General features: G+C 73.9%; 28 protein-coding genes. 9 read left to right on the top strand and 19 right to left on the bottom strand.

Translation table 11 applies throughout. The features are described 5' to 3' along the window. Positions 1-77 precede the first annotated feature (77 nt). Positions 78-1,217, top strand: a complete 1,140-nt coding sequence (locus ABEA04_RS15190) for a cysteine desulfurase family protein (RefSeq protein ID WP_345460179.1) — start codon at positions 78-80, stop codon at positions 1,215-1,217. A gap of 175 nt (positions 1,218-1,392) precedes the next feature. Here ABEA04_RS15190 and ABEA04_RS15195 read toward each other — a convergent pair whose 3' ends face one another. Then, positions 1,393-2,367, bottom strand: a complete 975-nt coding sequence (locus tag ABEA04_RS15195; RefSeq protein ID WP_345460182.1) for a carbohydrate kinase family protein — start codon at positions 2,365-2,367, stop codon at positions 1,393-1,395. A 62-nt stretch (positions 2,368-2,429) separates the two neighbouring features. Between ABEA04_RS15195 and ABEA04_RS15200 the strand changes: the two genes are divergently transcribed. Next, positions 2,430-2,642 carry a hypothetical protein gene (locus ABEA04_RS15200; RefSeq protein WP_345460184.1) on the top strand — a complete coding sequence of 71 codons (213 nt, stop codon included), beginning with the start codon at positions 2,430-2,432 and terminating at the stop codon, positions 2,640-2,642. A gap of 87 nt (positions 2,643-2,729) precedes the next feature. Here ABEA04_RS15200 and erpA read toward each other — a convergent pair whose 3' ends face one another. Together erpA and ABEA04_RS15210 are read right to left on the bottom strand one after the other, a co-directional pair. Beyond that, on the bottom strand, positions 2,730-3,089 hold the full coding sequence (gene erpA / locus ABEA04_RS15205; RefSeq protein ID WP_345460187.1) for an iron-sulfur cluster insertion protein ErpA: 360 nt from the start codon (positions 3,087-3,089) through the stop codon (positions 2,730-2,732). A gap of 64 nt (positions 3,090-3,153) precedes the next feature. Next, positions 3,154-4,260 (bottom strand): glycerate kinase family protein, encoded by a 1,107-nt coding sequence (locus tag ABEA04_RS15210; RefSeq protein ID WP_345460190.1) that lies wholly within the window; start codon positions 4,258-4,260, stop codon positions 3,154-3,156. Positions 4,261-4,303: 43 nt separating this feature from the next. Here ABEA04_RS15210 and ABEA04_RS15215 point away from each other — a divergent pair, with 43 nt between their 5' ends. Continuing rightward, positions 4,304-5,191 (top strand): GNAT family N-acetyltransferase, encoded by an 888-nt coding sequence (locus ABEA04_RS15215; RefSeq protein WP_345460192.1) that lies wholly within the window; start codon positions 4,304-4,306, stop codon positions 5,189-5,191. Here the strand turns inward: ABEA04_RS15215 and ABEA04_RS15220 are convergent. Beyond that, positions 5,188-5,637 carry a hypothetical protein gene (locus ABEA04_RS15220; protein WP_345460194.1) on the bottom strand — a complete coding sequence of 150 codons (450 nt, stop codon included), beginning with the start codon at positions 5,635-5,637 and terminating at the stop codon, positions 5,188-5,190. The two genes, ABEA04_RS15215 and ABEA04_RS15220, sit on opposite strands and share 4 nt — an antisense overlap. A gap of 65 nt (positions 5,638-5,702) precedes the next feature. Here ABEA04_RS15220 and nadA point away from each other — a divergent pair, with 65 nt between their 5' ends. Further along, positions 5,703-6,878 (top strand): quinolinate synthase NadA, encoded by a 1,176-nt coding sequence (gene nadA, locus ABEA04_RS15225; RefSeq protein WP_345460197.1) that lies wholly within the window; start codon positions 5,703-5,705, stop codon positions 6,876-6,878. A 151-nt stretch (positions 6,879-7,029) separates the two neighbouring features. Here the strand turns inward: nadA and ABEA04_RS15230 are convergent, their stop codons facing one another. Further along, on the bottom strand, positions 7,030-7,992 hold the full coding sequence (locus ABEA04_RS15230; RefSeq protein WP_345460200.1) for a helix-turn-helix transcriptional regulator: 963 nt from the start codon (positions 7,990-7,992) through the stop codon (positions 7,030-7,032). 61 nt (positions 7,993-8,053) lie between these two features. Between ABEA04_RS15230 and ABEA04_RS15235 the strand changes: the two genes are divergently transcribed. Together ABEA04_RS15235 and ABEA04_RS15240 are read left to right on the top strand one after the other, a co-directional pair. Then, the gene (locus ABEA04_RS15235) at positions 8,054-8,638 is read left to right on the top strand and encodes a DinB family protein (protein ID WP_345460202.1); all 585 of its coding nucleotides are present in this window, start codon (positions 8,054-8,056) and stop codon (positions 8,636-8,638) included. Beyond that, positions 8,635-9,084: a VOC family protein gene (locus ABEA04_RS15240; RefSeq protein WP_345460205.1), complete on the top strand. Its 450-nt coding sequence runs from the start codon at positions 8,635-8,637 to the stop codon at positions 9,082-9,084. Before ABEA04_RS15235 ends, ABEA04_RS15240 begins: the two co-directional genes overlap by 4 nt. 27 nt (positions 9,085-9,111) lie before the next feature. Here ABEA04_RS15240 and ABEA04_RS15245 read toward each other — a convergent pair whose 3' ends face one another. From ABEA04_RS15245 to ABEA04_RS15275, 7 genes are all read right to left on the bottom strand, one after another. Next, entirely contained in the window at positions 9,112-9,945 is an 834-nt protein-coding gene (locus tag ABEA04_RS15245; RefSeq protein WP_345460208.1) for a hypothetical protein, read from the bottom strand. Beyond that, positions 9,942-10,466, bottom strand: coding sequence for a SigE family RNA polymerase sigma factor (locus ABEA04_RS15250; RefSeq protein ID WP_345460211.1), 525 nt, complete (start codon positions 10,464-10,466; stop codon positions 9,942-9,944). Before ABEA04_RS15250 ends, ABEA04_RS15245 begins: the two co-directional genes overlap by 4 nt. Positions 10,467-10,569: 103 nt before the next feature. Further along, positions 10,570-11,727: a sensor histidine kinase gene (locus ABEA04_RS15255; protein WP_345460214.1), complete on the bottom strand. Its 1,158-nt coding sequence runs from the start codon at positions 11,725-11,727 to the stop codon at positions 10,570-10,572. A gap of 29 nt (positions 11,728-11,756) precedes the next feature. Beyond that, positions 11,757-12,350, bottom strand: coding sequence for a PspA-associated protein PspAB (pspAB, locus tag ABEA04_RS15260; RefSeq protein WP_345460217.1), 594 nt, complete (start codon positions 12,348-12,350; stop codon positions 11,757-11,759). Positions 12,351-12,361: 11 nt separating this feature from the next. Next, positions 12,362-13,276, bottom strand: coding sequence for a zinc metalloprotease HtpX (gene htpX / locus ABEA04_RS15265; protein ID WP_345460220.1), 915 nt, complete (start codon positions 13,274-13,276; stop codon positions 12,362-12,364). 105 nt (positions 13,277-13,381) lie between these two features. Continuing rightward, complete coding sequence (pspAA, locus tag ABEA04_RS15270) at positions 13,382-13,684, bottom strand: PspA-associated protein PspAA (protein ID WP_345460223.1); 303 nt, start codon at positions 13,682-13,684, stop codon at positions 13,382-13,384. Further along, positions 13,681-14,472: a PspA/IM30 family protein gene (locus tag ABEA04_RS15275; protein WP_345460226.1), complete on the bottom strand. Its 792-nt coding sequence runs from the start codon at positions 14,470-14,472 to the stop codon at positions 13,681-13,683. The genes pspAA and ABEA04_RS15275 overlap by 4 nt, the downstream gene beginning before the upstream one ends. A 173-nt stretch (positions 14,473-14,645) precedes the next feature. Here ABEA04_RS15275 and ABEA04_RS15280 point away from each other — a divergent pair, with 173 nt between their 5' ends. Beyond that, on the top strand, positions 14,646-15,200 hold the full coding sequence (locus tag ABEA04_RS15280; protein WP_345460229.1) for a DUF3043 domain-containing protein: 555 nt from the start codon (positions 14,646-14,648) through the stop codon (positions 15,198-15,200). 86 nt (positions 15,201-15,286) lie between these two features. On the opposite strand, the gene ABEA04_RS15285 is transcribed toward ABEA04_RS15280, so the two are convergent. Next, entirely contained in the window at positions 15,287-16,297 is a 1,011-nt protein-coding gene (locus ABEA04_RS15285; protein ID WP_345460232.1) for an aldo/keto reductase family protein, read from the bottom strand. Positions 16,298-16,321: 24 nt separating this feature from the next. Between ABEA04_RS15285 and ABEA04_RS15290 the strand changes: the two genes are divergently transcribed. Continuing rightward, a complete protein-coding gene (locus ABEA04_RS15290) occupies positions 16,322-16,873 on the top strand; it encodes a GNAT family N-acetyltransferase (protein WP_345460235.1) in 552 nt (183 codons plus the stop codon). A gap of 247 nt (positions 16,874-17,120) precedes the next feature. On the opposite strand, the gene ABEA04_RS15295 is transcribed toward ABEA04_RS15290, so the two are convergent. Both ABEA04_RS15295 and dapB read right to left on the bottom strand, forming a co-directional pair. After that, positions 17,121-18,833 (bottom strand): M4 family metallopeptidase, encoded by a 1,713-nt coding sequence (locus tag ABEA04_RS15295; protein ID WP_345460238.1) that lies wholly within the window; start codon positions 18,831-18,833, stop codon positions 17,121-17,123. Between the two features lie 211 nt (positions 18,834-19,044). Further along, complete coding sequence (gene dapB, locus ABEA04_RS15300; RefSeq protein WP_345460241.1) at positions 19,045-19,797, bottom strand: 4-hydroxy-tetrahydrodipicolinate reductase; 753 nt, start codon at positions 19,795-19,797, stop codon at positions 19,045-19,047. A 71-nt stretch (positions 19,798-19,868) separates the two neighbouring features. Here dapB and ABEA04_RS15305 point away from each other — a divergent pair, with 71 nt between their 5' ends. After that, a complete protein-coding gene (locus ABEA04_RS15305) occupies positions 19,869-20,384 on the top strand; it encodes a class I SAM-dependent methyltransferase (RefSeq protein ID WP_345460244.1) in 516 nt (171 codons plus the stop codon). 126 nt (positions 20,385-20,510) lie between these two features. Here ABEA04_RS15305 and ABEA04_RS15310 read toward each other — a convergent pair whose 3' ends face one another. The 4 genes from ABEA04_RS15310 to ABEA04_RS15325 form a co-directional block, all read right to left on the bottom strand. Continuing rightward, positions 20,511-21,761, bottom strand: coding sequence for a M16 family metallopeptidase (locus ABEA04_RS15310; RefSeq protein WP_345460247.1), 1,251 nt, complete (start codon positions 21,759-21,761; stop codon positions 20,511-20,513). Between the two features lie 106 nt (positions 21,762-21,867). Beyond that, positions 21,868-24,090, bottom strand: coding sequence for a polyribonucleotide nucleotidyltransferase (locus tag ABEA04_RS15315; RefSeq protein WP_345460250.1), 2,223 nt, complete (start codon positions 24,088-24,090; stop codon positions 21,868-21,870). A gap of 235 nt (positions 24,091-24,325) precedes the next feature. Continuing rightward, positions 24,326-24,601 carry a 30S ribosomal protein S15 gene (rpsO, locus tag ABEA04_RS15320; RefSeq protein WP_345460253.1) on the bottom strand — a complete coding sequence of 92 codons (276 nt, stop codon included), beginning with the start codon at positions 24,599-24,601 and terminating at the stop codon, positions 24,326-24,328. Positions 24,602-24,716: 115 nt separating this feature from the next. Next, entirely contained in the window at positions 24,717-25,823 is a 1,107-nt protein-coding gene (locus ABEA04_RS15325; RefSeq protein WP_345460256.1) for a WD40/YVTN/BNR-like repeat-containing protein, read from the bottom strand. Positions 25,824-25,849 lie beyond the last annotated feature (26 nt).

Genomic DNA, 25,849 nt, shown 5'->3' on the forward strand with positions numbered 1-25,849 from the left:
CGACGGCCAGGAACCTCCTCAGACTATCGCGGTCACGCCCTCAGCCGGGCGGCTGGGTGGGTGATTACGCTCGCAGGGTGGCCACCGGGGACGGCGGGGCGGGGCGCCTCGCCCGACGTCATCTCGACGCGGCGTCGTCCGAGCCCCTGCACCCGGCCGCGCGCGAGACGCTGCTCGCCGCGCTCGACGCCGGCTGGGCCGACCCGCGGCGGCTGCACCACGAGGCCCGCAACGCCCGGCTGCTGCTCGACAACGCCCGCGCCGCGACCGCCGAGGCGCTCGACGTGCGGCCCGACGAGGTCACCTTCGCCGCCTCCGGCACCGAGGCCACCCACCGCGGGCTGCTCGGGCTCGCGCAGGCCCGCCGGCACGTCGGACGCCGGGTGGTGCAATCCGCGGTCGAGCACGCGGCCGTCGTCCACGCGGCGCGGTGGTGGGGCGAGCCCACCGAGGTCGGCGCCGACCCGCTGGGGCGGGTGCGGCTCGACGAGCTGGCCGGGGCGGCGCGCGGCGGCGACGTCGCCGTCGCGGCGCTGCAGAGCGCCAACCACGAGGTCGGCACCGTGCAGGACGTCGACGACCTGCGCCTGCCCGACGGCGTGCCGCTGTTCGTCGACGCCTGCGCCTCGATGGGACGCCGTCCGCTCCCGGCCCGCTGGGACGCCGCCGCCGGGTCGGCGCACAAGTGGGGCGGTCCCGCCGGCGTCGGGGTGCTGCTGGTGCGCCGCTCGGCCGCCTGGGAGTCACCGTTCCCCGACGACGACCGCGCCGACCACCGCGCGAGCGGCTTCGAGAACGTGCCCGCCGCGCTCGCGGCGGCGGCCGCGCTGCAGGCCGTGGTGGCCGAGCGCGACGAGGTCGCGGCGCGACAGCGCGCGCTCGTCGCCCGCGTGCGCGAGGTCGCCGCGTCGCTCGAGGACGTCGACGTGGTCGGCGACCCCGACCGCCGGCTGCCGCACCTGGTGACGTTCTCGGTGCTCTACGTCAGCGGCGACCGCCTGGTGGCCGAGCTCGACCGGCGCGGCCTGGCCGTCGCCAGCGGGTCGGCCTGCACGGCGTCCAGCCTCGAGCCGAGCCGGGTGCTGGCCGCCATGGGCGCGCTCACCCAGGGCAACGTGCGGGTCTCGCTGACCCGCACCACCACCGCCGACGACGTCGAGGTGCTCTGCCGGGCCCTGCCCGAGGTCGTCGCCGAGCTGCGCGCCGACCCCGCCTGAGCAAGCGTTCGCTGGTCGACCTGGCTTGACGACGGCCCCGGCTCCCGTTGGCACGGGTGCACCGGCTGCGGGGGGTCTCGGCACGCCGGTTCACGGGCCTCGCAGGCTCAGCCCGCGACGGCTTGCTCGACCACCGTCGACGAGGGCCCGCGCTCGCGGGCTCGCGCGCCCCTCGTCAGGCCAGGTGCTTGGCCACGTCGGCGCCGGCGTCGACGCCGTAGGACTGCTCGACGCGGGTCACGAACTCCGACGGCGTGAAGGCGTACTCCTGGGTGCCGACCGTCTCGACGACGTAGGCGGCGAGCACGCAGCCGACCTGGCAGGCGCGCTCGAGGTCGAGGCCCCACTCGAGAGCGGCGAGGAAGCCGGCCCGGAAGGCGTCGCCGACCCCGGTGGGCTCGACCGCCACGACGTCGGGCGCCGCCGGGACCTCGATGGTCGGCTCGCCGCGCCGCAGCACGCGCACGCCGTCCTTGCCGAGCGTGGTGACCTGGGTGCCGACACGGTCGAGCACCTCCTCGTCGGACCAGCCGGTCTTCTGGGCGATCATGTGCGACTCGTACTCGTTGGAGAACAGGATCGTGGCGCCGTCGACCAGCGACCGGATCATCTCGCCGTCTCCGAAGGCCAGCTGCTGGCTGGGGTCGGCGATGAAGGGGTAGCCGCGCTGGCGGCACTCCGCGGTGTGGCGCAGCATGCCGTCGGGGTCGTCGGCACCGACGAGCACGTAGTCGGGCTCGCCGACCCGCGCCACGATCGGGGCCAGCTCGACCAGCCGGGCCTCGCTCATCGCGCCCGGGTAGAACGAGGCGATCTGCGCGCCGGTGGGGTCGGTGGTGCACACGAACCGCGCGGTGTGGCGGGTCTCGGAGATGCGCACCGAGCTGCAGTCGACGCCGTTGCGCTCCAGCCAGGAGCGGTAGTCGGCGAAGTCGTCGCCGGCCGCGCCGACCAGCACCGGGCGCAGTCCGAGCCGGCCGAGACCGAAGGCCATGTTGGCCGCAACACCCCCGCGACGGATCTCGAGCTCGTCGACCAGGAAGGAGACCGAGACCTTGTCGAGCTGGTCGACCACGAGCGAGTCGGCGAACCTGCCCCCGAAGGTCATCAGGTGGTCGGTGGCGATGGATCCTGCGATCAGCAGAGGCACGGGCCACCACGCTATAAGCGCGCTGCTTCGCGTACCAATCGGTAGCCAATAGCGTCGAGGGCATGAGCTCCTACGACGACCTCGCCAGCCTCGCCGAGATGGACGCCGACGCCCGCGCCACGCGCGAGCAGCTGCGGCTGCGGCAGGCCGTCGACCGCGTCGTCCGGCCGGCGCCGTCGCTGCACTTCGACGAGCAGCCGGGTGAGCGGGCCAAGCGCGGGCTCGAGGTCAGCGCGGCCGCCGCGGCCCTGGCCGCGGCGATCTACGTCGACTGAGTCTCCAGCACGCACGAGGCCCCGCCGGTTTCCCGGCGGGGCCTCTGTTGCGTCTGCGTGGTCCCTGCGTGGTCTCGACCTGCGAGCTCAGTGGAAGCTGTCGCCGCAGGCGCAGGAGCCGGTGGCGTTGGGGTTGTCGATGGTGAACCCCTGCTTCTCGATGGTGTCGACGAAGTCGATCTCGGCACCGTTGAGGTAGGGGACGCTCATGCGGTCGACCACCACGGCCACGCCGTCGAAGTCGGTGACCACGTCGCCGTCGAGGGTGCGCTCGTCGAAGAACAGCTGGTAGCGCAGGCCGCTGCAGCCGCCCGGCTGCACCGAGATGCGCAGCTGCAGGTCGTCGCGGCCCTCCTGCTCGAGGAGGCTCTTCACCTTGCCCGCCGCCACCGCCGAGAGGTTGATCTGGTCGGTACGACGCTCGGTGGTCTGGGCCTGCTCGGTCATGTCGCGTGACTCCCTGGGTTGGACGCTGGGGGCTTACTGCGACTCAATCGTCGCACACGGCGGGTTATTCCGACGCCGGGCGGGACCACGTGCGGGCCACGCGCGCCGCGAGGTCGGCCAGGGCCCCGGCGGGGTCGGCGAAGGAGCGCTCCTCCCCCACCAGGTCGACCATCGAGTAGGCCGACTCGACCCCCAGCGCCCGCATCTCGCGCGAGCCGACCAGCACCTGCCCGGCCAGCGCGACGCACGGCCGCAGGGCCGCGGCGGCCACCTCGGCGACGCCGTAGGGCACCTTGCCGGAGCGGCTGGAGAAGTCGAAGGCGCCCTCGCCGGTGACGACCAGGTCGGCCGCGGCGGCCCGCTCGGCCAGCCGGACGGCGTCCACCACCAGCGCGATGCCGGGCTCGCGCCGCGCTCCGAGGCACAGCAGCCCGTAGCCCAGCCCGCCCGCCGCGCCGGCGCCCTTCTCGAGCGAGAGGCGGCGGTCGGTGGCGACGGCGAACCGCTCGAGGGCGGCGTCGATCTCGGCGATGCGCTCCTCGCGCACGCCCTTCTGCGGCCCGTAGGTCTTGGTGGCGCCGAACAGGCCGGTGAGCGGGTTGTCGACGTCGCTGGCCAGCACCAGCTCGACGCCGGCCACCCGCTCGCGCGCCGGCGCGAGGTCGACGGTGGTCAGGTGCCCGAAGCCGGCCGGACCCTCGACCAGGACACCGTCGGACGTCGCGCCCAGGGCGGCGAGCAGGCCCGCTCCCCCGTCGTTGGTGGCCGAGCCGCCCAGGCCGACCACGACCCGGGTGGCGCCGCCGTCGACGGCCGCGGCGACGAGCTCGCCGACGCCGGTGGTGCTGGCGACCTCGACACCCCCGGCCTCGAGGTCCTCGACCAGGTGCAGCCCGCAGGCCTGCGCGCTCTCGACGTAGGCGGTGTCGCCGACCCGCAGCACGGTGGCCGGCACCCGCTCGCCGTGCACGGCGGTCACCGTGACGACGTGCACCTCGCCGCCGAGCGCGGTGTGCAGCACGTCGACGAAGCCCGGGCCGCCGTCGGCCATCGGGGCGAGGTCGAGCTCGTCGTCCGGGGCCCGGCGGCGCCACCCCTCGGCGATGGCCTCGGCCGCCTCGACCGCGGTCAGCGTGCCGGCGAACTTGTCGGGCGCCACCAGGACTCGCATGACCGCCATCCTGCCGACTCCTCCCGACTCCTACGGTGGCCGGGTGAGCGAGGTGCTGATCCGGCCGATGCGAGCGGACGACGTGGCGGCGGCCGAGCGGCTGTCGTCGGAGGTCTTCCTCGAGCTCGACCGCCGCGCGCACCCGCGCGACTGGCCCGAGCCCCGGGCGCGCAGCGCCAGCCACGCCGAGCGCTGGACGGCGCGCACCCGCCACCTGGTCGCGACCGACCCGGCCGGCTGCTGGGCCGCCGACGGCCCGGACGGCGCGCTGGTGGGCTTCGCGACCAGCCTGCGCCGCGACGGCACCTGGTGCCTGGCCACCTACGTGGTGCGCGGCGACCAGCAGGGCAGCGGCCTCGGACGGCGGCTGCTCGACGCCGCCCTCGAGCACAGCCGCGGCTGCCTGCGGGGGATGCTGTCGTCGTCGACCGACCCGGGCGCGGTGCGCCGCTACCTGGTCGCCGGGTTCACGATGCACCCGCAGATGCTGCTGCGCGGCCCCGTCGACCGCGGCGCGATCCCGCCCGGCACCGGCGAGAAGGTGCGCGAGGGCACGCCCGCCGACACCGACCTGCTCGAGTCGGTCGACCGCGCCCGCCGTGGCTCGGGGCACGGGCCCGACCACGCCTTCCTGCAGGCCCGCTGCCGGCTGCTGGTCAGCGACACCACCACCGGCACCGGCTACGCGTACGTCGACGACGGCCAGGTGGTGCTGCTCGCGGCGCAGAACCGGCGCACGGCCGCGCGGGTGCTGTGGACGGCGGTCGCCGACGGCCCGGAGGAGCAGACGATCGGCCACGTCACCGCGGCCAACGCGTGGGCGATCGACGTGGGGACGGCGTGCCGCCTGACCCTGCACACCTCGGGCTACCTCGCGCTGCGCGGCATGGACCCGCCGGCGCCCTACCTGCACCACGGGTCGCTGCTCTAGCGGGCCTGCTCGCCGAGGGCGGCCGCGAGCCGCTCGAGCGCCCGGCGCCGCCACGGCCAGCCGGTCAGCCGCAGGTCGCCGTCGGGCCCGGCGAGGACCAGCCGCGGTCGCAGCCCGCCCGCCACCGGGCCGGGGCGGACGGCGTCGCGCGGCACGTCGACGACGCGCGTGGCCGGCGTCCGGCCGACGCCGACGGAGCCGACCGCGAGCGCGAGACCGGCCAGCAGGAGCACCAGCACCTGCGCCGTGCCGGCGAGGAAGACCCCGGTCAGGGCGAGGACGGCGCCCACCGCGACCGGCACGCGGCGGTGCCGGTCGAGCCGCGCCAGCGGGCCGTCGTGGACGACGAGCCGCAGCACCTCGTCGTCGAGGTGCACGTCGGCCGGTCCGTGGCTCGTGCGCAGCAGGCCCACGTGGGAGGCGATCGGGACCGGCCCTGGTTGCACGGCCGTCACCCTCGCACACGCTCGCCCGGGCGGGTCCGCCCACCGACCTCCCTAGGATCGTGACCATGACGACCGTCGACCTCCCGCTGCTGCCGCTCGGCCGCGGCACCGACCGTGGCTCCGAGCGGGGGGTGGAGTGCCCCGGTGACCTGCCGGCCGCCTCCGACCCCGACCTGGTGGCCCGCGCCCGCGCCGCCAAGGAGGCGCTGGGCGAGCGGGTCTTCGTGCTCGGCCACCACTACCAGCGCGACGAGGTCATCCAGTTCGCCGACGTCACCGGCGACTCCTTCAAGCTGGCCCGCGACGCCGCCGGCCGCCCCGACGCCGAGTTCATCGTCTTCTGCGGCGTGCACTTCATGGCCGAGTCGGCCGACATCCTCACCGCGCCGCACCAGCAGGTCGTGCTGCCCGACCTCGCCGCCGGGTGCTCGATGGCCGACATGGCGCGGCTGCCCCAGGTGGAGGCCGCCTGGCGTGCGCTCGCCGACGCCGGCGTCCAGGACGACGTCGTCCCCGTCACCTACATGAACTCCAGCGCCGACATCAAGGCGTTCTGCGGCCGCAACGGTGGCGTCGTCTGCACCTCGTCCAACGCCGAGGTCGCCCTCGAGTGGGCCTTCGAGCAGAAGGGCGCGGGCAGCAAGGTGCTGTTCCTGCCCGACCAGCACCTCGGCCGCAACACCGCCGTGCTGCAGATGGGTCTCTCGCTCGACGACTGCGTCGTGTGGAACCCCCTGCTGCCCGGCGGCGGCCTCACCGAGCAGCAGCTGCGCGACGCCCGGATGATCCTGTGGAAGGGCCACTGCTCGGTGCACGGGCGCTTCTCCCCGGACGTCGTCCACGAGCTGCGCGCGACCATCCCCGACGTGCAGATCCTGGTGCACCCCGAGTGCCGCCACGAGGTCGTGCTCGAGGCCGACCTCGTCGGCTCCACCGAGTTCATCATCAAGACCGTCGAGGCCGCCCCGCCCGGCTCGACCTGGGCCATCGGCACCGAGCTCAACCTGGTGCAGCGCCTCGCCAAGGCCCACCCCGAGCAGCGCATCCTCTTCCTCGACAAGGACGTCTGCTACTGCTCGACGATGAACCGCATCGACCTCCCCCACTTCGTGTGGGCGATGGAGTCGCTGGTCGCCGGCACCGTGCCCAACCGCATCGAGGTGGACCCCGACACCGAGCGCGACGCCCTCGTCGCCCTCCAGCGCATGCTCGACCTCCCGGGCAAGAGCCACAAGGACTGACGGCGTCCTCGGGGTCGCTCCGGCGCGGCCGGTGCCGTGCGCCGTGGGGTCGAGCCCTGCTGTGGTCGGGGCGCCTGAGGGTGTCAGGTTGCGGGTAGATCGTCACCCCATCAACGTCCGGACGGGTTCTGGACGTTGATGGGGTGACGATCTATCCCGAGACGCGGGCGAGGGCGTCCGCGAGGACGACGGCGGCGTCGGCGAGCCCGGGCGGCTCGAGGACGTCGAGGGGCGCGTCGAGGCGGGCGAGGTGGAAGGCCAGCGCGCCGAGGTCGTCGCCGCCGGTGGTGAGCAGCGACCAGCCGGGGACGCCGTCCGGGTCGTCCTCGACCACGCCGACGCCGGGCGGCACGAGCGTGCGGAGGTCCTCGGGCGGGCGGCCGACCCGCACCCGCGCGACGTGGCGGTAGGGCGAGGCCGTCACCGACCGCTGCACGAACGCCGCCGGGTCGGGGTGCTCGCGGTCGCGGAAGCGCCAGGTGGTGGCGACGACGTCGGTCATCCGGTCGAGCCGGAAGGTGCGCCAGTCGTCGCGGTCGACGTCGAAGGCCAGCAGGTACCAGCGGCGTCCGGTGGCCACCAGCCTCACCGGCTCGGCGGTCCGCTCCGTCGGCCCCGTCTGGCGCGCGGCATAGCCGAACCGCACCCGCACCCGGTCACGGCAGGCGCGCGCCAGCCGCATCAGCACGTCGCCGTCGACCGCCGTCGCACCGCCGGTGAGCGTCTCGGTGGCGCCCTGCAGGGTGCGCACCTCCTCGCGCAGCCGCGGCGGCATCACCTGGTCGAGCTTGGCCAGGGTGCGCAGCGCCGCCTCGCTGGCCCCCGAGACCGTGCCGCCCGCGGCCAGCCGCAGCGAGACCGCCGTCGCGATGGCCTCGTCGTCGTCGAGCAGCAGCGGCGGCAGCGCTCTCCCGGCACCGAGCCGGTAGCCGCCACCCACGCCCTGGCTCGCCTCCACGGGGTAGCCGAGCGAGCGGAGCCGCTCGACGTCGCGGCGCACGCAGCGGTCGGTCACGCCCAGCTCGGCGGCCAGCTCGGGCCCGGTCCACCCCGCACGCGAGGTGAGCAGCGAGAGCAGCCGCAGCACGCGCTCGGTCGTCCCGTTCTCGGCCACCCGACCAGCATGCCAGCGATAGCGGAACAGAACGGTCCGGTTTCAGTGCGACGGTGGTGCCATGACGACGGCCACCACCGACTGGAACCGGCGGCTGCGCGGGCAGCTCGACTTCGCGTGGCACGGGCACGTGCGCCCACGCCTCGACGGACTCACCGACGAGGAGTACCTCTGGGAGCCCGTGCCGGGGATGTGGAACGTGCGGCCCCGCGGCACCGGCACCGCGCCGATCCAGGCCGGCGTCGGGGCGATGACCATCGACTTCGAGGTCCCCGAGCCCGACCCGGCGCCGGTCACGACGATCGCATGGCGCCTCGGTCACGTGGTCGTCGGCGTGCTGGCCGTGCGCAACGCCGCCCACTTCGGCCGCGACCCGGTCGACTACGAGAGCTTCGAGTACGCCGCGACCGCCGACGAGGCCCTGGCCCAGCTCGACGCCGAGTACGCCACCTGGATGGACGGCGTCGCCGCGCTCGGCGAGGAGGGCCTCGCGCGGCCGGTCGGTGAGTCGGAGGGCGACCACGCCGAGGACCCGTACCTCGAGCTGGTGCTGCACATCCACCGCGAGGTCATCCACCACCTCGCCGAGGTGTGCCTGCTGCGCGACCTCTACCGCGCCCGGCACACCGACGGGGCGCTCAGGTGAGCGGCTCGGCGGGCCGCGAGGTGCAGGTGACCTTCGACGCCGCCGACCCGCGGGCGCTGTCGGTCTTCTGGTGCGCGGTGCTCGGCTACGAGCTCGACCCGCCGCCCGACGGCTTCGACGACTGGGACGCCGCGCTGGAGGCGTTCGGCGTCCCGCCCGAGCGTCGCAACGACGCCTCGGCCTGCCACGACCCCGCCGGTCGCGGCCCCCGGCTCTTCTTCCAGCGCGTGCCCGAGGGGGCGGCGGCGAGGAACCGCGTGCACCTCGACGTCCGCGCCGCCCCCGGGCAGCAGGCCGAGGAGCGGATGGCGACGCTGGAGGCCGAGTGCGACCGGCTCGTCGCGCTCGGCGGCGTCCGGGTCGAGCGCCACGAGCCGGCGCCGCCCCTGGGCCTGGGCCACGTCGTGATGACCGACCCCGAGGGCAACGTGTTCTGCCTCGACTGAGGCGGGCCGGCTAGCGGGCGAGCCGGCTCAGCGCATGAGGCCGTTCATGTCGTAGCGCAGCAGCACCGTGCCGTCGGCGTCGCGCAGCGTGGCCGTCAGGACGGGCATCGGGTCGTCGGTGTCCTCGACGAACCGCACGACGTAGGTGCCGGTGCCCGGGTCGGGCTCGACGACGCGACCGGACGGCGTCTCGACCTCGACCGAGGCGACCCCCTCGCGCAGCGGCAGCGCGGCGGTGAAGAGTCGGCGCGTGCACCCCGCCGGCCCGTCCTTGGGGCACAGCGTCGCGCTGCCCACCGCGCTCTCGTACGGCGCGTTGTCGAGGCTCGGCGCGGCGCGGTCGAGCGGTCGCGCCGGTGAGACCCCCGGAACCGTCGCCTCGCCGCCGAGGTCGCACTGTCGCCAGCGGTCGCCCTGCGGCGAGACGAAGGTCGCGGTCGACCCGCCGCCCACGGTCGCCTGGGCGTCGAGCCGCCACTCGCCCAGCGGCGGCTCGGCCAGCGCGCGGCAGCGGCCGTCGACCAGGGCGTCCTGCCCGCCGAGCGGCTCGGTCGGCGTCGACGTCGGCGCCGGCGAGGCGGGCGACCCGGACGACGCGGCCGTCGGGTCGCCGCTCGGCGCCACGGACGGCGTCGGGTCGGTCGCGAACCCGCCTGGCCGCTCCCCCGCCTCGCCCGGGCCCGTGACGACCAGCGTGGCCACGACCCCGGCGGTGACGACGGCGGCGAGGGTGCCGGCGGCCGCGAAGCGGCGCCGCCGGCGGGCCTGCCCGCCGCGCACGACGTCGGCGGTGCTGAAGCCCACGGGCCGTCCGGTGTCGTCGGCGACCTCGTCGAGCAGGTCGGTGATGCGGTCGTTCATCGGTGGTCCTCCATCGCGAGGTCGAGTCCGGTCTCGGCGAGCGAGTCGCGCAGCTGGTCGAGCGCCCGCGCGGTCTGGCTCTTGACGGTGCCGTCGTTGATCCCGAGGGCGGCCGCGGTCTCGGCGACGGAGAGGTCGGAGAAGAACCGCAGCACCACGCAGGCCCGCCGTCGGGGCGGCAGCTGCTCGAGGGCGGCGAGGACGGCGAGCCGCCGCTCGGCGCCGCCGACCGGGTCGACGACGTCGGCCGGGCGTTCGGGCAGTGTCTCGGTGGCCTGCTCGCGGCGCCACGGCCGCCGTGACTGGTCGATCACGGCGTTGGTGACCACGCGGTGGGCGTAGGCCACGGCCCGGTCGCGGCGCTGCACGCGCGGCCACGCGACGTACAGCTTGACCAGGGCGTCCTGCGCGGCGTCCTCGGCGCGCTGCCAGTCGCCGCACAGCAGGTAGGCGGCCCGGCGGAGCCGGCGGGTGTGGGCTGCGGCGAACTGCTCGAAGTCGGCGCGTTGGTCCGCTCTCATCGTCTCCCCGTCGGTGGTGGGTGCCCCTCGGGGCACGGTCGAGGAGAACACGTCGGCGACCCCGCCCGGGGTTGCTCGACGGGCACGACCTCGTCGGCGGAGGTCAGTCGGGCAGGTCGAACCACACGGTCGCGCCACCGCCGGGCGTCTCGGAGATGCCGATGGCGCCGCCGTGGGCCTGCACCACGCGTCGCGCGGTGTCGAGGCCGATGCCCGACCCGCCGGCCCGGTCGGCGTCGCGGTCGAGACGCACCCGCGACTCGAAGACCCGGCCACGCTCGGCCTCGGGGATGCCGGGACCGTTGTCGGCCACCGAGACCCGCCAGCCGACCGCGCTGCGCGCCGCGCTGACGACGACGCGGGCGGGCCGGTCGGGGTGGCGGTACTTGGCCGCGTTGTCGAGCAGGTTCTGCAGCACCGCACGCAGCTGGACGGCGTCCGCCTGCACCGCCGGAAGGGGCCCACGCTCGACCTCGACGCCTCGCAGCCGTCCGTCGAGATCGGCGACCGCCTCGTCGAGCACGTCGTCGAGCGCGACCTCCTCGGTCTGCAGCCCGCCACCGAGCGTGGCGAAGGCGAGGACGTCGTCGATCATGGCCGCCATGCGCGCCGAGCCGCGCAGCGCCCGCTCGAGCAACCCCTCGAGCACCGCGGGGTCGGCGCCGTCGGAGAGCTGCTCGCGCACCATCTCGAGCGACATCGACAAGCTGGTGAGCGGGGTCTTGAGGTCGTGGCTGACCCGGCCGGCGAAGGTCTGCAGCCGCTGGTTCGACTCGGCCAGCTGCCGGCTGCGCAGCGAGAGCTCGAGGACGTCGACGATGCGCGCGGCGAGCGTGCCGAGCGCCTCGGTCTGCGCGTCGTCCAGCTCGCGCGGGCGGTCGTCGAAGACGCACAGCGTGCCGATGTCGACCCCGTCACGCGTCGTGAGCTTGTGGGAGGCGTAGAACCGCACGCTGCCGAGCACGCCGGTGACGAACGGGTTGTGCCGGAACCGCTCGTCGAGCGAGGCGTCGGTGACCACGATCGGGGTGTCGGCGTCGAGCACCTGCGCGCACATCGAGTCCTCGCGCCGGCAGATGGCGGCCGGGAAGCCGTAGGCGGCCACCTGGTGCTGCGCGTCGTCGGTGATGATGTTGATGGTCGCCATCGGGGTCACGCAGACCTTCGCGGCCAGCTCGGCGATGGCCTCGAGGTCGGCCCGGGGCGGGCGCTCGAGCACGTCGAGCTCGGCGATGCTCGCCACTCGACGCGCGTCGTCCACGCTGGGCACTCTAGGGGCAGGGACGGCGCTCACAGGCCGGGCGCGCCCCAGATCGCCAGCCAGCGGGAGAGGTCCTGCTCGACCGGCAGCTCGCCGGCCAGCGCGTCGCGCACCTGGATCTCGAGCAGGTTGTCGCGCGCCTGCTGCTCGCCGACCACCGGCGCGAACGGGTAGAAGGTGCCCTGCTTGTAGAGGTAGACCAGGCCGAGACGTCGTCCGCTGCTGTCGGCCAGCGGGACCAGCGAGCACAGCAGCGCCGGGCCGAACCCGGCGTCCTCCAGCGTGGTGTTGACCGCGTGCAGGTCGGTGCACAGCGCGCCGAGGTCGCCCTCGTCGGGGTCGTAGGGCGGGTGGTCGACCTCGAGCCAGGTGAAGCCGAAGCCGTCGGTGGTGACCCGCACCTCGGGGGCGTTCTCGGCGGCGGCGAGCAGGTCGACGACGCCGCTCTGGGTGTCGGCGAAGGCCGGCCCGGCGGCCGCGCGGTAGCAGACCGCGCCGTCGCCGGTGGGCACCAGGCCGAGCCGCGCCTGCAGGGAGATCACGGCGCTCGGCACGGCGAAGAGCGCGTCGAGGTCGGCCTCCTTCGGCTTCGAGCGGCCCAGGATGCTGTCGAGGAAGCCCACCGGTGCCCGCCTCAGCCCTGCGGCCGGTCGAGCTCGGCCTGGATGCGGGCGAGCTGCTCGAGGCGCTGCTCGAGCGAGGGGTGGGTCGAGGTGAGCGTGCGCAGGCCGACCCCCTTGAGGGCCGGGGCGATGCACAGGGCGCTGGCCGCGCTGACCTGGCGCAGGTCGCGGTCGGGGATCTGGTTGATCTCGCCGGTGATCTTCTGCAGCGCGGAGGCGAGGGCGGCCGGCTTGAGGGTCAGCTGGGCGCCCGCGCGGTCGGCGGAGAGCTCGCGGTAGCGCGAGAGCAGGCGCAGCAGCAGGAAGCTGACGGCGTAGACGACGAGGCTGACGACGAGGACGACGAGCCACGCCGGCGCGCCGCCGCCGTTGTTGCGGCGTCCGACCAGGCCGAGGCCGCCGTACTGCGCGCCCTGGGTGATCAGGCCGGCGGCGATACCGGCGGACGACGCCACGGTCATCACCAGCACGTCGCGGTGCGCGACGTGCGCCAGCTCGTGGGCGAGCACGCCCTCGAGCTCCTCGACGGTCAGGCGCTGCAGGATGCCGGTGGTCACGCACACCACGGCCCGGTCGGGCGAGCGGCCGGTGGCGAAGGCGTTGGGGACGTCGGTGTCGGCGACGCCGACCCGCGGCTTGGGCATGTCGGCCAGCGCGCAGAGCCGGTCGATCATGCCGTGCAGCTCGGGCGCCTCCTCCGGCGTCACCTCGCGGGCCCGCATCGCCTGCATGGCGACCTTGTCGGACTTGCTCCACTGGTAGACCGCGATGCCGATGCCGATCACGCCGACGACGACGCCGATGGCGCCCCCGACCGCGAGGGCCACACCGACGACGAGGACGACGAACAGCCCGCCGAGCAGCAGCATGGCGAGGGTCATCCGGGCCGTCAGCCCGGCGTCACCGACGAAGCGCGATCTGGCCATGGGGCCAGTGTGGCGGCCGGGTCAAACCCGGCCGCGGCCGGCGGGGCCGCCGGGGGCCGCCGACGGGGCGGGCGGGCAGCCTACCGACCGGGGACCGGACGAGGGTCAGCCGGGGATGAGGCCGTCGTCGGCGAGCATCGAGCGGACGTCGTCCATCGAGGCGTCGCCCGGCGGGAGGATCAGGTCGGACTCGTCGAAGGTGTCGAGGGCGTGGGTGCCGCCGGCGGTGCGGACCCCCTCGAGCAGGGCCTCGAGCGCGGGACGGAAGGCCGCCTCGTCGCCGGCCTCGATAGCCGCCTCGACGGCAGCGTCGAGCTCGTTGAGCCGGTCGAGGGCGTCGTCGCCGACGTCGTACTGGCCCTCGCCGAGGATGCGGATGATGAGGCCGCTCTTCTCGCTCTCGCTCATCGGGGCGTCTCCCCCTCGGCCTGGGTCTGCTTCGACAGCGGGTCGGCCGCACCGGCGTCGCCGGCGCCGAGCTGACCGGGCGCCTGCGGGGCCGAGATGCCCTTGAGGCGGGCCAGCTCGAGCTCGACGTCGGACTGCGAGCTCATGGCGTCGAGCTCGCGGGAGATGTCGTCGCTCGGACCGGTGCTGGTGACGTCGTCGAGCGCACCGGAGGCGATGAGCTCGTCGATGGCGCCGGCGCGAGCCTGCATCTGCGCGGTCTTGTCCTCGGCCCGCTGGACGGCCATGCCGACGTCGCCCATCTCCTCACCGATGCCGGAGACGGCCTCGTTGATGCGGGTCTGGGCCTCGGCGGCGGTGTAGGTGGCCTTGATGGTCTCCTTGCGGGTGCGGAAGGCCTCGACCTTCGCCTGCAGCCGCTGCTGGGCCAGCACGAGCTTCTCCTCCTCGCCCTGCAGCTGCGCGTGCTGGGTCTGGAGGTCGGCGATCTGCTGGTTGAGCCCGGACTTGCGGGTGAGCGCCTCGCGCGCGAGGTCCTCGCGGTCCATCTGCAGGGCCTTCTCGGCCTGGGTCTGCAGCTTGGCGGCCTGCTGCTCGAGCTGGGTGATCTGCAGCTCGACGCGCTTGCGGCTGGTGGCGACGTCGGCGACGCCGCGACGCACCTTCGAGAGCAGCTCGAGCTGACGCTGGTAGCTGTAGTCGAGGGTCTCGCGCGGATCCTCGGCCCGGTCGAGGGCCTTGTTGGCCTTCGCCCGGAAGATCATGCTCATCCGCTTCATCATGCTCATGGCGCTCACCCTATGCCGCGACGGCAAGACGGTCGACGGCCTCAACGGCCGGTCCCGGCCCGACCCCGCCCGACCCCGTCCGACCCCGCCCGACCCCGCCGGACCGGCCGGCCCGCGCAGCCGCCGCGACGACGCGGGCCCTTCGCGACCCCGCCGATAGGATGAGCGGCGTCATGAAGCTGCGCCGCACGAAGTCCGAGCCCGAGACCGCGTCCACGCCCACCCTGGCCAAGGAGGGTGGCAAGGGCAGGCCCACGCCGACCCGCAAGGAGGCCGAGGCGGCCGCCCGTGAGCGCGCCCGGGTGCCGCGCACCCGCAAGGAGCAGATGGCCAAGCAGCGCGCGCTGCGCGGCGAGGCCGGCGCAAAGGCCCGCGAGGGCATGAAGCGCGGCGAGGAGCGCTACCTGCTGCCGCGCGACAAGGGCCCGGTGCGGCGCTTCATCCGCGACTTCGTCGACAGCCGGTTCTCCTTCGCCGAGGTCGTCATCCCGCTGATGATCGTCTCGCTGTTCGTGCCGGCCCTGGTCTTCCCGCTGTTCCTGGTGCTGCTGGTCGACCTCGTCGTGCTGCGCCTGCGGCTGCGCAAGCAGCTGCGCGAGCGCTTCCCCGAGGAGACCACGAAGGGCACCACGTTCTACGCCCTTACCCGCGCCATGCAGATGAAGTTCATGCGGCTGCCGAAGGCCCAGGTCAAGATCGGCCAGCCGCTGCCCGAGCACTACCGCTGACCCGCGCACCCGGCTGAGACGCCGACGGGGCCGGACGCCGAGCGGCGTCCGGCCCCGTCGCTGTCCAGCGGGCCGTGCGGCGGTCGCTAGGAGTACATCTCCGAGCGGCGCGGCGACTGCGTCTTGGCGGCGTCGCGCTCGACGACGTCGCCCACGACGTCGTCGATGGCCTTCAGCACGTCGGCGTCGAGACGCACGCCGGCGGCCTTGACGTTGTCGGTGACCTGCTCGGGCCGCGAGGCGCCGATGATCGCGGTGGAGACGTTGTCGTTCTGCAGCGTCCAGGCGACGGCGAGCTGGGCCATCGAGAGCCCGGCGTCGTCGGCGATCGGCTGCAGGCGCTGGATGCGCTCGAGGACGTCGTCCTCCAGCCAGCGCTTGATCATGTCGGCGCCACCCTTCTCGTCGGTGGCGCGCGAGCCGGCCGGGTGCTCTTCGCCCGGCTTGTACTTGCCGGTGAGCGCGCCCTGCGCGATGGGCGACCAGACCACCTGCCCCATGCCGAGCTCGTCGCACGTGGGCACGACCTCGGCCTCGATGACGCGCCACAGCATGTTGTACTGCGGCTGGTTCGAGACCAGCGGCACGCCCAGCTCGACGGCGAGCTCGTGGGCCGCGCGGATCTCCTCCGCGCGCCACTCCGAGACGCCGATGTAGAGCGCCTTGCCCGCGCGGACGACGTCGGCGAAGGCCTGCATCGTCTCCTCGAGCGGGGTCTCGTGGTCGTAGCGGTGGGCCTGGTAGAGGTCGACGTGGTCGGTCTGCAGGCGGCGCAGCGACCCGTCGATGGACTCGAGGATGTGCTTGCGCGACAGGCCCGAGTCGTTGGGGCCGCCGGGGCCGGTCGCGAAGAAGACCTTGGTGAAGATCTCCAGGCTCTCGCGACGCTGATCCTTCAGCGCCTTGCCGAGCACGGTCTCGGCCGCGGTGTTGGCGTAGACGTCGGCGGTGTCGAAGGTCGTGATGCCCTCGTCGAGGGCCTGCCGCACGCAGGCGAGCGCGGCGTCCTCCTCGACCTGGGATCCGTGGGTGAGCCAGTTGCCGTACGAGACGGCCGAGACCTTCAGGCCGCTCTTGCCGAGGTTGCGGAACTCCATGCGTTCGACACTAGCCTCGCTGGCGTGACCCCTCGCGACACCCCCTCGGCTGACGTCTCGGTGCGCGTGGCGTGGGCCGACGACGCCGACGCCGTGGCCGCCGTCCAGGTCGCCTCGTGGCGCGAGCAGTACGACGGCCTCGTGCCCGCCGACGTGCTGCCCGGCCCCGAGGCCGTCGCCGCCACCTGGCGCGACGCGCTCGCCCGCCCGAGCGACGCGCGCAACCGGGTGCTGGTGGCCCTGGAGCGCAACCGGGTGGTCGGGTTCGCGGTGCTGACGCCCGCGGCCGACCCCGACTGCGACCCGGTCTCCAACGGCGAGGTGGTCGAGCTGGTGGTCTCCGCCGACGACCGCGGTCTCGGCCACGGCTCGCGGCTGCTGCAGGCCGCGGCCGAGACGCTGCAGGCCGACCGCTTCACCCGCGCCGTCTCCTGGGTCGTCGCCACGGACGACGTCCGCCGCGCCTTCCTCACCGGCGCCGGCTGGGCGCCCGACTCGGCCCACCGCGAGCTCGACCTCGACGGCACCGGCGCGAGCACCGTCAAGCAGGTGCGGCTGCACACCTCGCTGGTCTGACCGCCCGGGCCGGGCCCTTCGACCGCGCTCAGGGTCCGTGGCCGGGTCGGCCTCGGAGGGCCGGTGGTCTCGAGGCTCGTCGCCAGGGCTCCTCGCACCTCGACCATCGTGAGATGACGATGGTCGAGGTGCGAGGCCGGCCACGGCCGAGCCTCGAGACCGCGCCACGACCACGCCGACGCATGGAGAACGGGGCCCGTGCCGGTTCCGTCCGGCACGGACCCCGTTCGCTCAGGGGTGGCTGCGCTCAGCCGACGGCGACCGCGCTCCACGCCGCGGCGACCGCGCTCTGCTCGGCGCTGCCCGCGCCGTACAGGTCACCCGCCGCCTGCACGGTGGCGGTGCGGGCCTGGGCGTAGGTGGTGCCCGAGGTGAAGTAGGTCGTCAGCGCCCGGAACCAGATCTTCTCCGCGGCGTCGCGGCCGATCCCGGTGACGGTCGAGCCGTTGCAGGTCGGCGAGACGTGCTGCTTGCCGCCGATGGTCTTGGTGCCCGAGCCCTCGGCCAGCAGGTAGAAGAAGTGGTTGCCCACGCCCGAGGAGTAGTGCACGTCGGCGTTGCCGATGCCGGCCTGGTAGCAGGAGTACGACGAGCCGTCGCGCTGCGGGTCGTCCATGCGCCGGAAGCCCTCGCCGTTCGCGAGGTCGAACTCCTCGCCGATGTAGTAGTCGGCCGGGTCGTTGGCGTTGGCGGCGTGGAACTCCACCATCGTGCCGAAGATGTCGGACGTCGCCTCGTTCAGGCCGCCGGACTCACCGGAGTAGGTCAGGTTCGCGGTGTTCTCGGTGACGCCGTGGCTCATCTCGTGGCCGGCCACGTCGAGGCTGACCAGCGGGCCGAACGAGCTGCCGTCGCCGTCGCCGTAGGTCATCTTCTCGCCGTCCCAGAAGGCGTTGACGTAGTTCGTGCCGTAGTGCACGCGGCTCGGGGCGCCCGTGCCGTCGCCGAAGATGCCGTCGCGGCCGAGCTCGTCGCGGAAGTACTCGAAGGTCATCGCGCCGCCGTAGTGGGCGTCGACCGCGGCCGACTCGCGGTTGGCGTTGCTGCCGGTGCCGAACGAGGCGTCGGGGCTGGTGAACGCCGAGCCGTTGCTGCAGCTGCCGAGCAGCTGGCACAGCGCGTTGTCCTGCTTGTTCTTCATGTCGGTGGTCACGGCGTTGCCGTGGGCGACGTCGGTGAGGGTGTAGCCGCCGCTGGTCTGGGCGACGGAGAGGTCGACGGTGCCGCTGTAGAGGCCGGTGCCCTCGCCGTCGGCGGTGTGGATGCCCTCGACGCGGCGGATGACGTCGCCGGTGCGCGCGTCGACGTAGGTGGTCAGGCGGCTCGGCGTGCCGTCGTCCTGGCGGCCGAGCGTGAGCACCGCCCAGGCCAGGCGCGGCCGGGCCCCGAGCGCGTCGACGACGAGCTCGGGCGCGGCCTCGGCGGCACGCAGGTCGCTGATGCCGCGCGTGGCCCTCGCCGGGGCCAGCGTGGTGGTGCGGGCGGCGGCGGCCTCGAGGGCCGGGCGCACCGCGAGGGTCAGCGGCGCCCGCAGGGTCTGGCTGACGCCGTCGAGGGCGGCGTCGGGCGCCTGGTGCACGACGACGTCGCCGCCGAGCACCGGCAGGCCGCCGTAGGTGCGGTCGAAGCGCACGTGGGTGGTGCCGTCGGAGTCGACCAGCGTGTCGGTCGGCACGAACTCCTGCTCGACCGGGCCGTCGGCCCGCGGCTCCCGCGCGGCCCGCGGGTGGGCCGCGAGCGCGCCCATGGCCCGCTCGACGAGCGAGTCGGCGCGGGCGGCGCCGAGCACCTTCTCCTGCTCGACCTCCTGCTCGACCTCCTGCTCGACCTCCTGCTCGACCGGGTCCCCGGTCGGCGGCCGGTCGGGGTCACCGGTGGCGCCGGTGGCCGAACCGGCCAGGGCTCCGAGCGAGCCGGTGATGAGCAGGGTCGAGGCGGCGAGCCCGAGAGTCGTGCGCATGTGGTGCCTTCCGTGTCGGTCGTGACGACGTCCGCCCGAGCGGACGTCGTCCTGCCTCCACTGTGGCAACGGCGCCCCCGGAGGGTCGAGTTACCTGTCACACCACGTTTGTGCAACGCACGAACCTGCAGGAACGTGCAGACGCGTCAGCGGCCCGGGCACCTCGACCCCGGCAGCACGCGACCACACGCCGCCCGGAGCGACCCGGTGACTACAGCTCCAGGAGGTGCTCGAGGCCGACGGTCAGGCCGGGCCGGTCGCCGATGGCGCGGACGGCGGCCAGGACGCCGGGCGCGAAGGAGGAGCGGTCGAAGGAGTCGTGCCGGATGGTGAGGGTCTCCCCCGACCCGCCGAGCAGCACCTCCTGGTGGGCGACGAGGCCGCGCAGCCGCACCGCGTGCACGGGGACGCCGTCGACGTCGGCGCCGCGCGCGCCGTCCAGGGCGGTGGAGGTGGCGTCGGGCGCGGGCGGGCTGCCGGCCTCGCGCCGCGCGGCGGCCACCAGCTCGGCGGTGCGGCGCGCGGTGCCCGAGGGGGCGTCGGCCTTGGTGGGGTGGTGCAGCTCGACGATCTCGACCGACTCGTAGTGGGGCGCGGCCTCGGCGGCGAACCGCATCATCAGCAGGGCGCCGATCGAGAAGTTCGGCGCGACCAGGACGCCGACGCCCGGACGCTGCTCCACCTGCGCGCGCAGCGCGGCCAGCCGCGCGTCGTCGAAGCCGGTGGTGCCGACGACGGCGTGGACGCCGTGCGCGAGGCACAGCTCGAGGTGCCCCATGACCGCGTCCGGGTGGGTGAAGTCCACGGCGACGGCCGCGCCGCGCTCGACCAGCAGCCGCGGGTCGTCGTCCTCGTCGACCTCGGCGACCAGCTCGAGGTCGTCGGCCGCGTCGACCGCGGCGCACACCTGCGAGCCCACCTTGCCCCTCGCTCCGAGCACCCCCACCGCGATCCGCTGCGCCACGACGTCACCCTAGAGCCACCCGCGGCGACCTACGTCCACGCGCGGGTCGACGGTTCTGGCAGGCTGAGGCCATGGTGGCGCAGCAGATCCCGGCGCGAATCAAGTGGGCCGTCGACTTCATGGACCCCCAGCCGACCGACCACGTGCTCGAGATCGGCTGCGGGCCCGGTGCCGCGGCCGAGCTCATCTGCTCGCGGCTCGAGACCGGCAAGCTGTTCGCCATCGACCGCTCCGAGTCGGGCGTCGACCGCACCAAGCGGCGCTGCGAGCAGTACGTGAAGGCCGGTCGGCTCACGGTGCGCCAGATCGACCTCGCGACGCTGCGGGTGCCGGTCAAGCGGCTGCACAAGGTCTTCGCCTTCAACGTCAACCTGTTCTGGGTGCGCCGCTGCGACGACGAGGTGGCGCTGCTCCACGAGCGCGTGCTGCCCGGCGGCGCGGTCTACCTGTTCTTCGAGCCGCGGCTGCCCGAGCAGGTGCCGAAGATCCTCAAGCAGGCCTCCGAGGCCCTGACCCGCGGCGGGTTCCGGGTCTCGGTCGTCGACCACCCGCAGCCGCGGGTGCTCGGCATCATCGGCCGCCGCTGACGACGGACGCGCGAGGAACGAGGTCGCGACCGGCGTGTCGAGACCTCGTGAGGTCAACGGCCGCCCGACTGCGGAACCTCGGCCCCAGCGACGTGATGGCCCTTCGACGAACTCAGGGTCCGTCTGTCACGAAGGACCCACGACCGCCAGGATCTCGGGCCGGGTGAACACCTCGGCGGCGACGGTGCGGACGTCGTCCAGGGTGACGGCGTCGATGCGCGCGAGCACCTCGTCGACGTCGAGCAGCTCGTCGTGCACCAGCTCGGCCTTGCCGAGCCGGATCATGCGGGAGGCGGAGTCCTCGAGGCCGAGCACGAGACCGCCGCGCAGCTGGCCCTTGCCGCGCACCAGCTCGTCGTCGGTGATGCCGTCGGCGGCCACCCGCGCCAGCTCGGCGCGCACGGTGGCCAGCACCTCGTCGAGCTTGGCCGGCAGGCAGCCGACCGAGACGCCGACCAGGCCGGCGTCGGCGTGGTGGGAGGAGAAGGAGTAGACCGAGTAGGCCAGGCCGCGCCGCTCGCGGATCTCCTGGAACAGCCGGCTCGACGTCCCGCCGCCGAGGGCGGTGTTGAGGACGCCGAGCGCGAAGCGCCGGTCGTCGTCGCGGGGCAGGCCCGCCATCCCGAGGACGACGTTGACCTGCTCGAAGGGCCGCGTCTCGCTCGCGGCGCCCGGGTGCACGCGCACCCGGCGGGCGCCGCGCCGCGGCTCGGTGGGGGCGTGCTCGACGTCGAGGAAGCCGCCACGGCCGAAGGCCCGGCGCACCTGGGCGACCACGGTGGCGTGGTCGAGGCTGCCGGCGACGGCCACCACCATGCGATGCGGCCGGTAGTGGCGGCGGTAGAAGCGCACGATGCGGGCGCGGTCGAGGCCGGTGATCGACTCGACGGTGCCGGCGATCGGCCGGCCGAGCGGCGAGTCGGCACCCCACGCCTGCGCCGCGAACAGGTTGTGGACGACGTCGTCGGGGTCGTCGTCGTGCATGGCGATCTCGTCGAGGATCACCTCGCGCTCGGCCTCGACGTCGTCGGCGGTGATGACCGAGGAGGTCACCATGTCGCCGATGACGTCGACGGCCAGCGGCAGGTCGTCGTCGAGCACCCGCGCGTGGAAGCAGGTGTACTCCTTGGCGGTGAAGGCGTTGAACTCACCGCCGACCTCGTCGAGGGCCACCGAGATGTCGAGCGCCGAGCGCTCGCCGGTGCCCTTGAACAGCAGGTGCTCGAGGAAGTGGGAGCACCCGTGCAGCGCCGGCGTCTCGTCGCGGGAGCCAACGTCGACCCAGACCCCCACGGTGGCGGAGCGGGCGCCGACCATCTGCTCGGTCACCACCCGCAGCCCGCTGGGCAGCACGGTGCGGCGGACCTGCGAGGTCACCTGCCCCGCGTCGTCCCGAACGGTCGAGAGCGTGCGCGTACGCGTCTTCTGCATGGTCGTGCCCGACGCTGACCCGTCAGACATGTCTGACGGGTCAGCGTGTGGGTCAGTCCTCCTCGGTGGTCTCGGTCGCCTCGGAGCCGGTGGACTCCTCGAGGACCGGGACGAGCGAGAGCTTGCCGCGGTCGTCGACCTCGGCGATCTCGACCTGGATCTTCTGGCCGACCGAGACGACGTCCTCGACGTTCTCGACGCGCTTGCCGCCCACCAGGCCACGCAGCTTGGTGATGTGCAGCAGGCCGTCCTTGCCCGGCAGGAGCGAGACGAAGGCACCGAAGTTGGTGGTCTTCACGATCGTGCCGAGGTAGCGCTCGCCGACCTCGGGCATCGTCGGGTTGGCGATCTGGTTGACCGCGTTGCGCGCCGCCTCGGCGGAGGCGCCGTCGGTGGCCCCGATGTAGATCGTGCCGTCGTCCTCGATGGAGATCGAGGCGCCGGTGTCGTCCTGGATCTGGTTGATGACCTTGCCCTTGGGGCCGATGACCTCGCCGATCTTGTCGACCGGGATGCGCACGGTGATGATGCGCGGCGCGTGCAGCGACATCTCCTCGGGGGCGTCGATGGCCTCGGCCATGACGTCGAGGATGGCCAGGCGGGCGTCCTTGGCCTGGGTCAGCGCGGCGGCGAGCACCTCGGCGGGGATGCCGTCGAGCTTGGTGTCGAGCTGCAGCGCGGTGACGAACTCGCGGGTGCCGGCGACCTTGAAGTCCATGTCGCCCATCGCGTCCTCGGCGCCGAGGATGTCGGTGAGGGCCACGTAGGTGGTCTCGCCGTCGACCTCACCGGAGATCAGGCCCATCGCGATGCCGGCCACGGGGGCCTTGAGCGGCACACCGGCCTGCAGCAGCGACAGCGTCGAGGCGCAGACCGAGCCCATCGAGGTGGAGCCGTTGGAGCCCATGGCCTCCGACAGCTGACGGATGGCGTAGGGGAACTCCTCGCGGCTGGGCAGCACCGGCAGCAGCGCGCGACGCGCGAGCGCGCCGTGGCCGACCTCGCGGCGCTTGGGCGAGCCCACGCGGCCGGTCTCGCCGGTGGAGAACGGCGGGAAGACGTACTTGTGCATGTAGCGGCGGTGCTTCTCGGGGCTCAACGTGTCGAGCTGCTGCTCGAGCTTGAGCATGTTCAGCGTGGTGACGCCCAGGATCTGGGTCTCGCCGCGCTCGAACAGGGCCGAGCCGTGCACCCGCGGGATGACGCCGACCTCGGCGTGCAGCGGCCGGATGTCGGCCAGGCCGCGGCCGTCCATGCGGATCTTGTCGCGCAGCACGCGCTCGCGCATCAGGGCCTTGGTCACCGACTTGAACGCGGCGCCGACCTCCTTCTCGCGACCCTCGAACCGGTCGCCGAGCTGCTCGAGCAGCGAGGCCTTGACCTCGTCGAGCCTCTCGTCGCGCTCCTGCTTGCCGACGATGGCCAGGGCCTCGGTGGTCTGCGCCGAGACCGCGGAGGCGACGGCGTCGTAGACGTCGTCCTCGTAGTCGAGGAAGACGGGGAACTCCTGCACGGGCTTGGCGGCCTGCTTGGCCAGCTCGGCCTGCGCCTCGCACAGCTGCTTGATGAAGGGCTTGGCGGCGTCGAGACCGCCGGCCACGACCTCCTCGGAGGGGGCCTGGCCGCCACCGGCGACGAGCTCGTAGGTGTGCTCGGGGGCCTCGGCCTCGACCATCATGATCGCGACGTCGCCGGTCTCGGTGACGCGGCCGGCCACGACCATGTCGAAGACGGCGCCCTCGAGCTGGCTGTGGCTCGGGAAGGCCACCCAGCGACCGTCGATGAGGGCCATGCGGACGCCGCCGACCGGGCCGGAGAACGGCAGGCCGGAGAGCTGGGTCGACATCGAGGCCGCGTTGATGGCCAGGACGTCGTAGGGCTGGTCGGGGTCGAGCGCCATCACGGTGATGACGACCTGGACCTCGTTGCGCAGACCCTTCTTGAAGGTCGGGCGCAGCGGGCGGTCGATGAGGCGGCAGGTGAGGATCGCGTCCTCGCCCGGGCGGCCCTCGCTGCGGAAGAACGAGCCGGGGATCTGGCCCACGGCGTACATCCGCTCCTCGACGTCGATCGTGAGGGGGAAGAAGTCGAAGTGGTCCTTGGGGTGCTTGCCGGCCGTGGTGGCCGAGAGCAGCATCGTCTCGTCGTCGAGGTAGGCGGTGACCGCACCGGCGGCCTGCCGGGCCAGCAGCCCGGTCTCGAACTTGACGGTGCGGGTGCCGAAGGGACCGTTGTCGAGCACGGTCTCGACGGCGGAGATGACGGGTTCAGTCACGTCGTGTCTTTCTGTTCGCGAGCAGATCTCGCGCGGCCGCGGTGATGGCCGGTCTTCGATCGAGGCCCGCAGGCGGCTCCGGCCGGTCGGCCGTCTCCTGAGAGCCACTACCGAGGACCGCGCCGCGGACGTCGCGGGTCGCTCCTGGTGGTGGGGTGTTCAGTTGTGGTGCGGGTCCGGGGCCCGGGGGCCCAGGACGAGCGAAGGGACCCACCGGCGGTGGGTCCCTTCGGAGTCAGCGGCGCAGACCGAGGCGCTCGACGATCGAGCGGTAGCGCTCGATCTCGGTCTTGCGCAGGTAGTTCAGCAGCCGGCGGCGCTGGCCGACGAGCAGCAGCAGGCCGCGTCGGCTGTGGTGGTCGTGCTTGTGCTGCTTCAGGTGCTCGGTCAGGTGCGCGATGCGGTGGCTCAGCAGCGCGATCTGCACCTCGGGCGAGCCGGTGTCGCCCTCGGTCGTGGCGTACTCGGCGATGATCTTCTTCTTCGTCGCGGCGTCGGTTCCGATCGACATGGCTCTCCTAGGCTCGTTCGCTGCGCGGCGCGCCGGGGCCTGTCCTCCCGGGCACTTCGAATCCGCGGCCGTTGCACGGCAACCGTAGGAATCTAACAACCGCGCGGCGGTGGGCTCAAAACGCCGCGGCCCGCACCACCATCACGTCGGGCAGGTTGGCGACCACCGACGACCAGCTCTCGCCGTCGTCGGTCGAGGCCCAGACGGCGCCGTTGCGGGCGCCGAGGTACAGCCCGGCCCGGTCGTGGTCGTCGGCCGCCATCGCGTCCCGCATCACCGCGACGTAGCACGGGTCGGGCAGGCCGCGCCCGAGCGGCGTCCACGACTGCCCCGCGTCGCGCGAGCGCCACACGCGCGCCCGGCCCTGGGGCGGGTAGCGGCGCTCGCCGCCGCCGATCGGGAAGACGAAGACGGTGTCGGGGTCGTGGGGGTGGACGACGACCGGGAACCCGAAGTCGGCGGGCAACCCCTCGGCGATCGACGTCCACGTCGCGGCGTGGTCGTCGGAGCGGTAGACGCCGCCGTGGTTCTGCAGGAAGAGCCGCTCGGGGCGCGCCGGGTGGCGCGCGACCTTGTGCACGCACTGGCCGAACTCCGGGTGCTGCTGGCCCTCGGGCAGGAACTCGGCGCGGACGCCGGCGTTGCGCGGCGCCCACGACGCCCCACCGTCCGAGGTCTGGTAGACCCCGCCGGTCGAGATCGCGACGGTGACCGAGGCCGGGTCGTCGGGGTGCGGCAGGATCGTGTGGAAGGCCTGGCCGCCGAAGCCCTCACCCCACTGGGCCCGGTGCGGGTGCTCCCACAGCGCCTCGTTGAGCGCGAAGGTGCGGCCGCCGTCGGTCGAGTGCCACACCGCGCCCGGCTCGGTGCCGGCCCACACCTCGTGCCGGCCCGCACCCGGGGCGAGCTGCCAGACCCGCTCGAGGGCGGCGCCGCGGTCGGCGTCGAAGCGGATGCCGCCACCCGGCGTCTCCTGCCAGGTCGCGCCGAGGTCGTCGCTCCACCGCACCTGCGGGCCCAGCCAGGACGACGACGCGCCGGCCAGCAGCCGCGGCGGGCCGCCGTCCGCGGCCGGCCGCGGGTCGACCAGGCAGGAGTAGACCTCCTCCATGTCGTGGTGCGGCCCGGTGAGGTCCCAGGACGCGCGGGCCTCGTCGGACGTGGCCACCCACAGGCCCTTGCGGGTGCCGATCATCAGCACGGTGCGGGTTCGTTCGCTCATCGGGCCCTCCTCGACCTCCGGCGCGG

The sequence above is a fragment of the Nocardioides marinquilinus genome, from assembly GCF_039543705.1.
GTDB lineage: Bacteria > Actinomycetota > Actinomycetes > Propionibacteriales > Nocardioidaceae > Nocardioides > Nocardioides marinquilinus.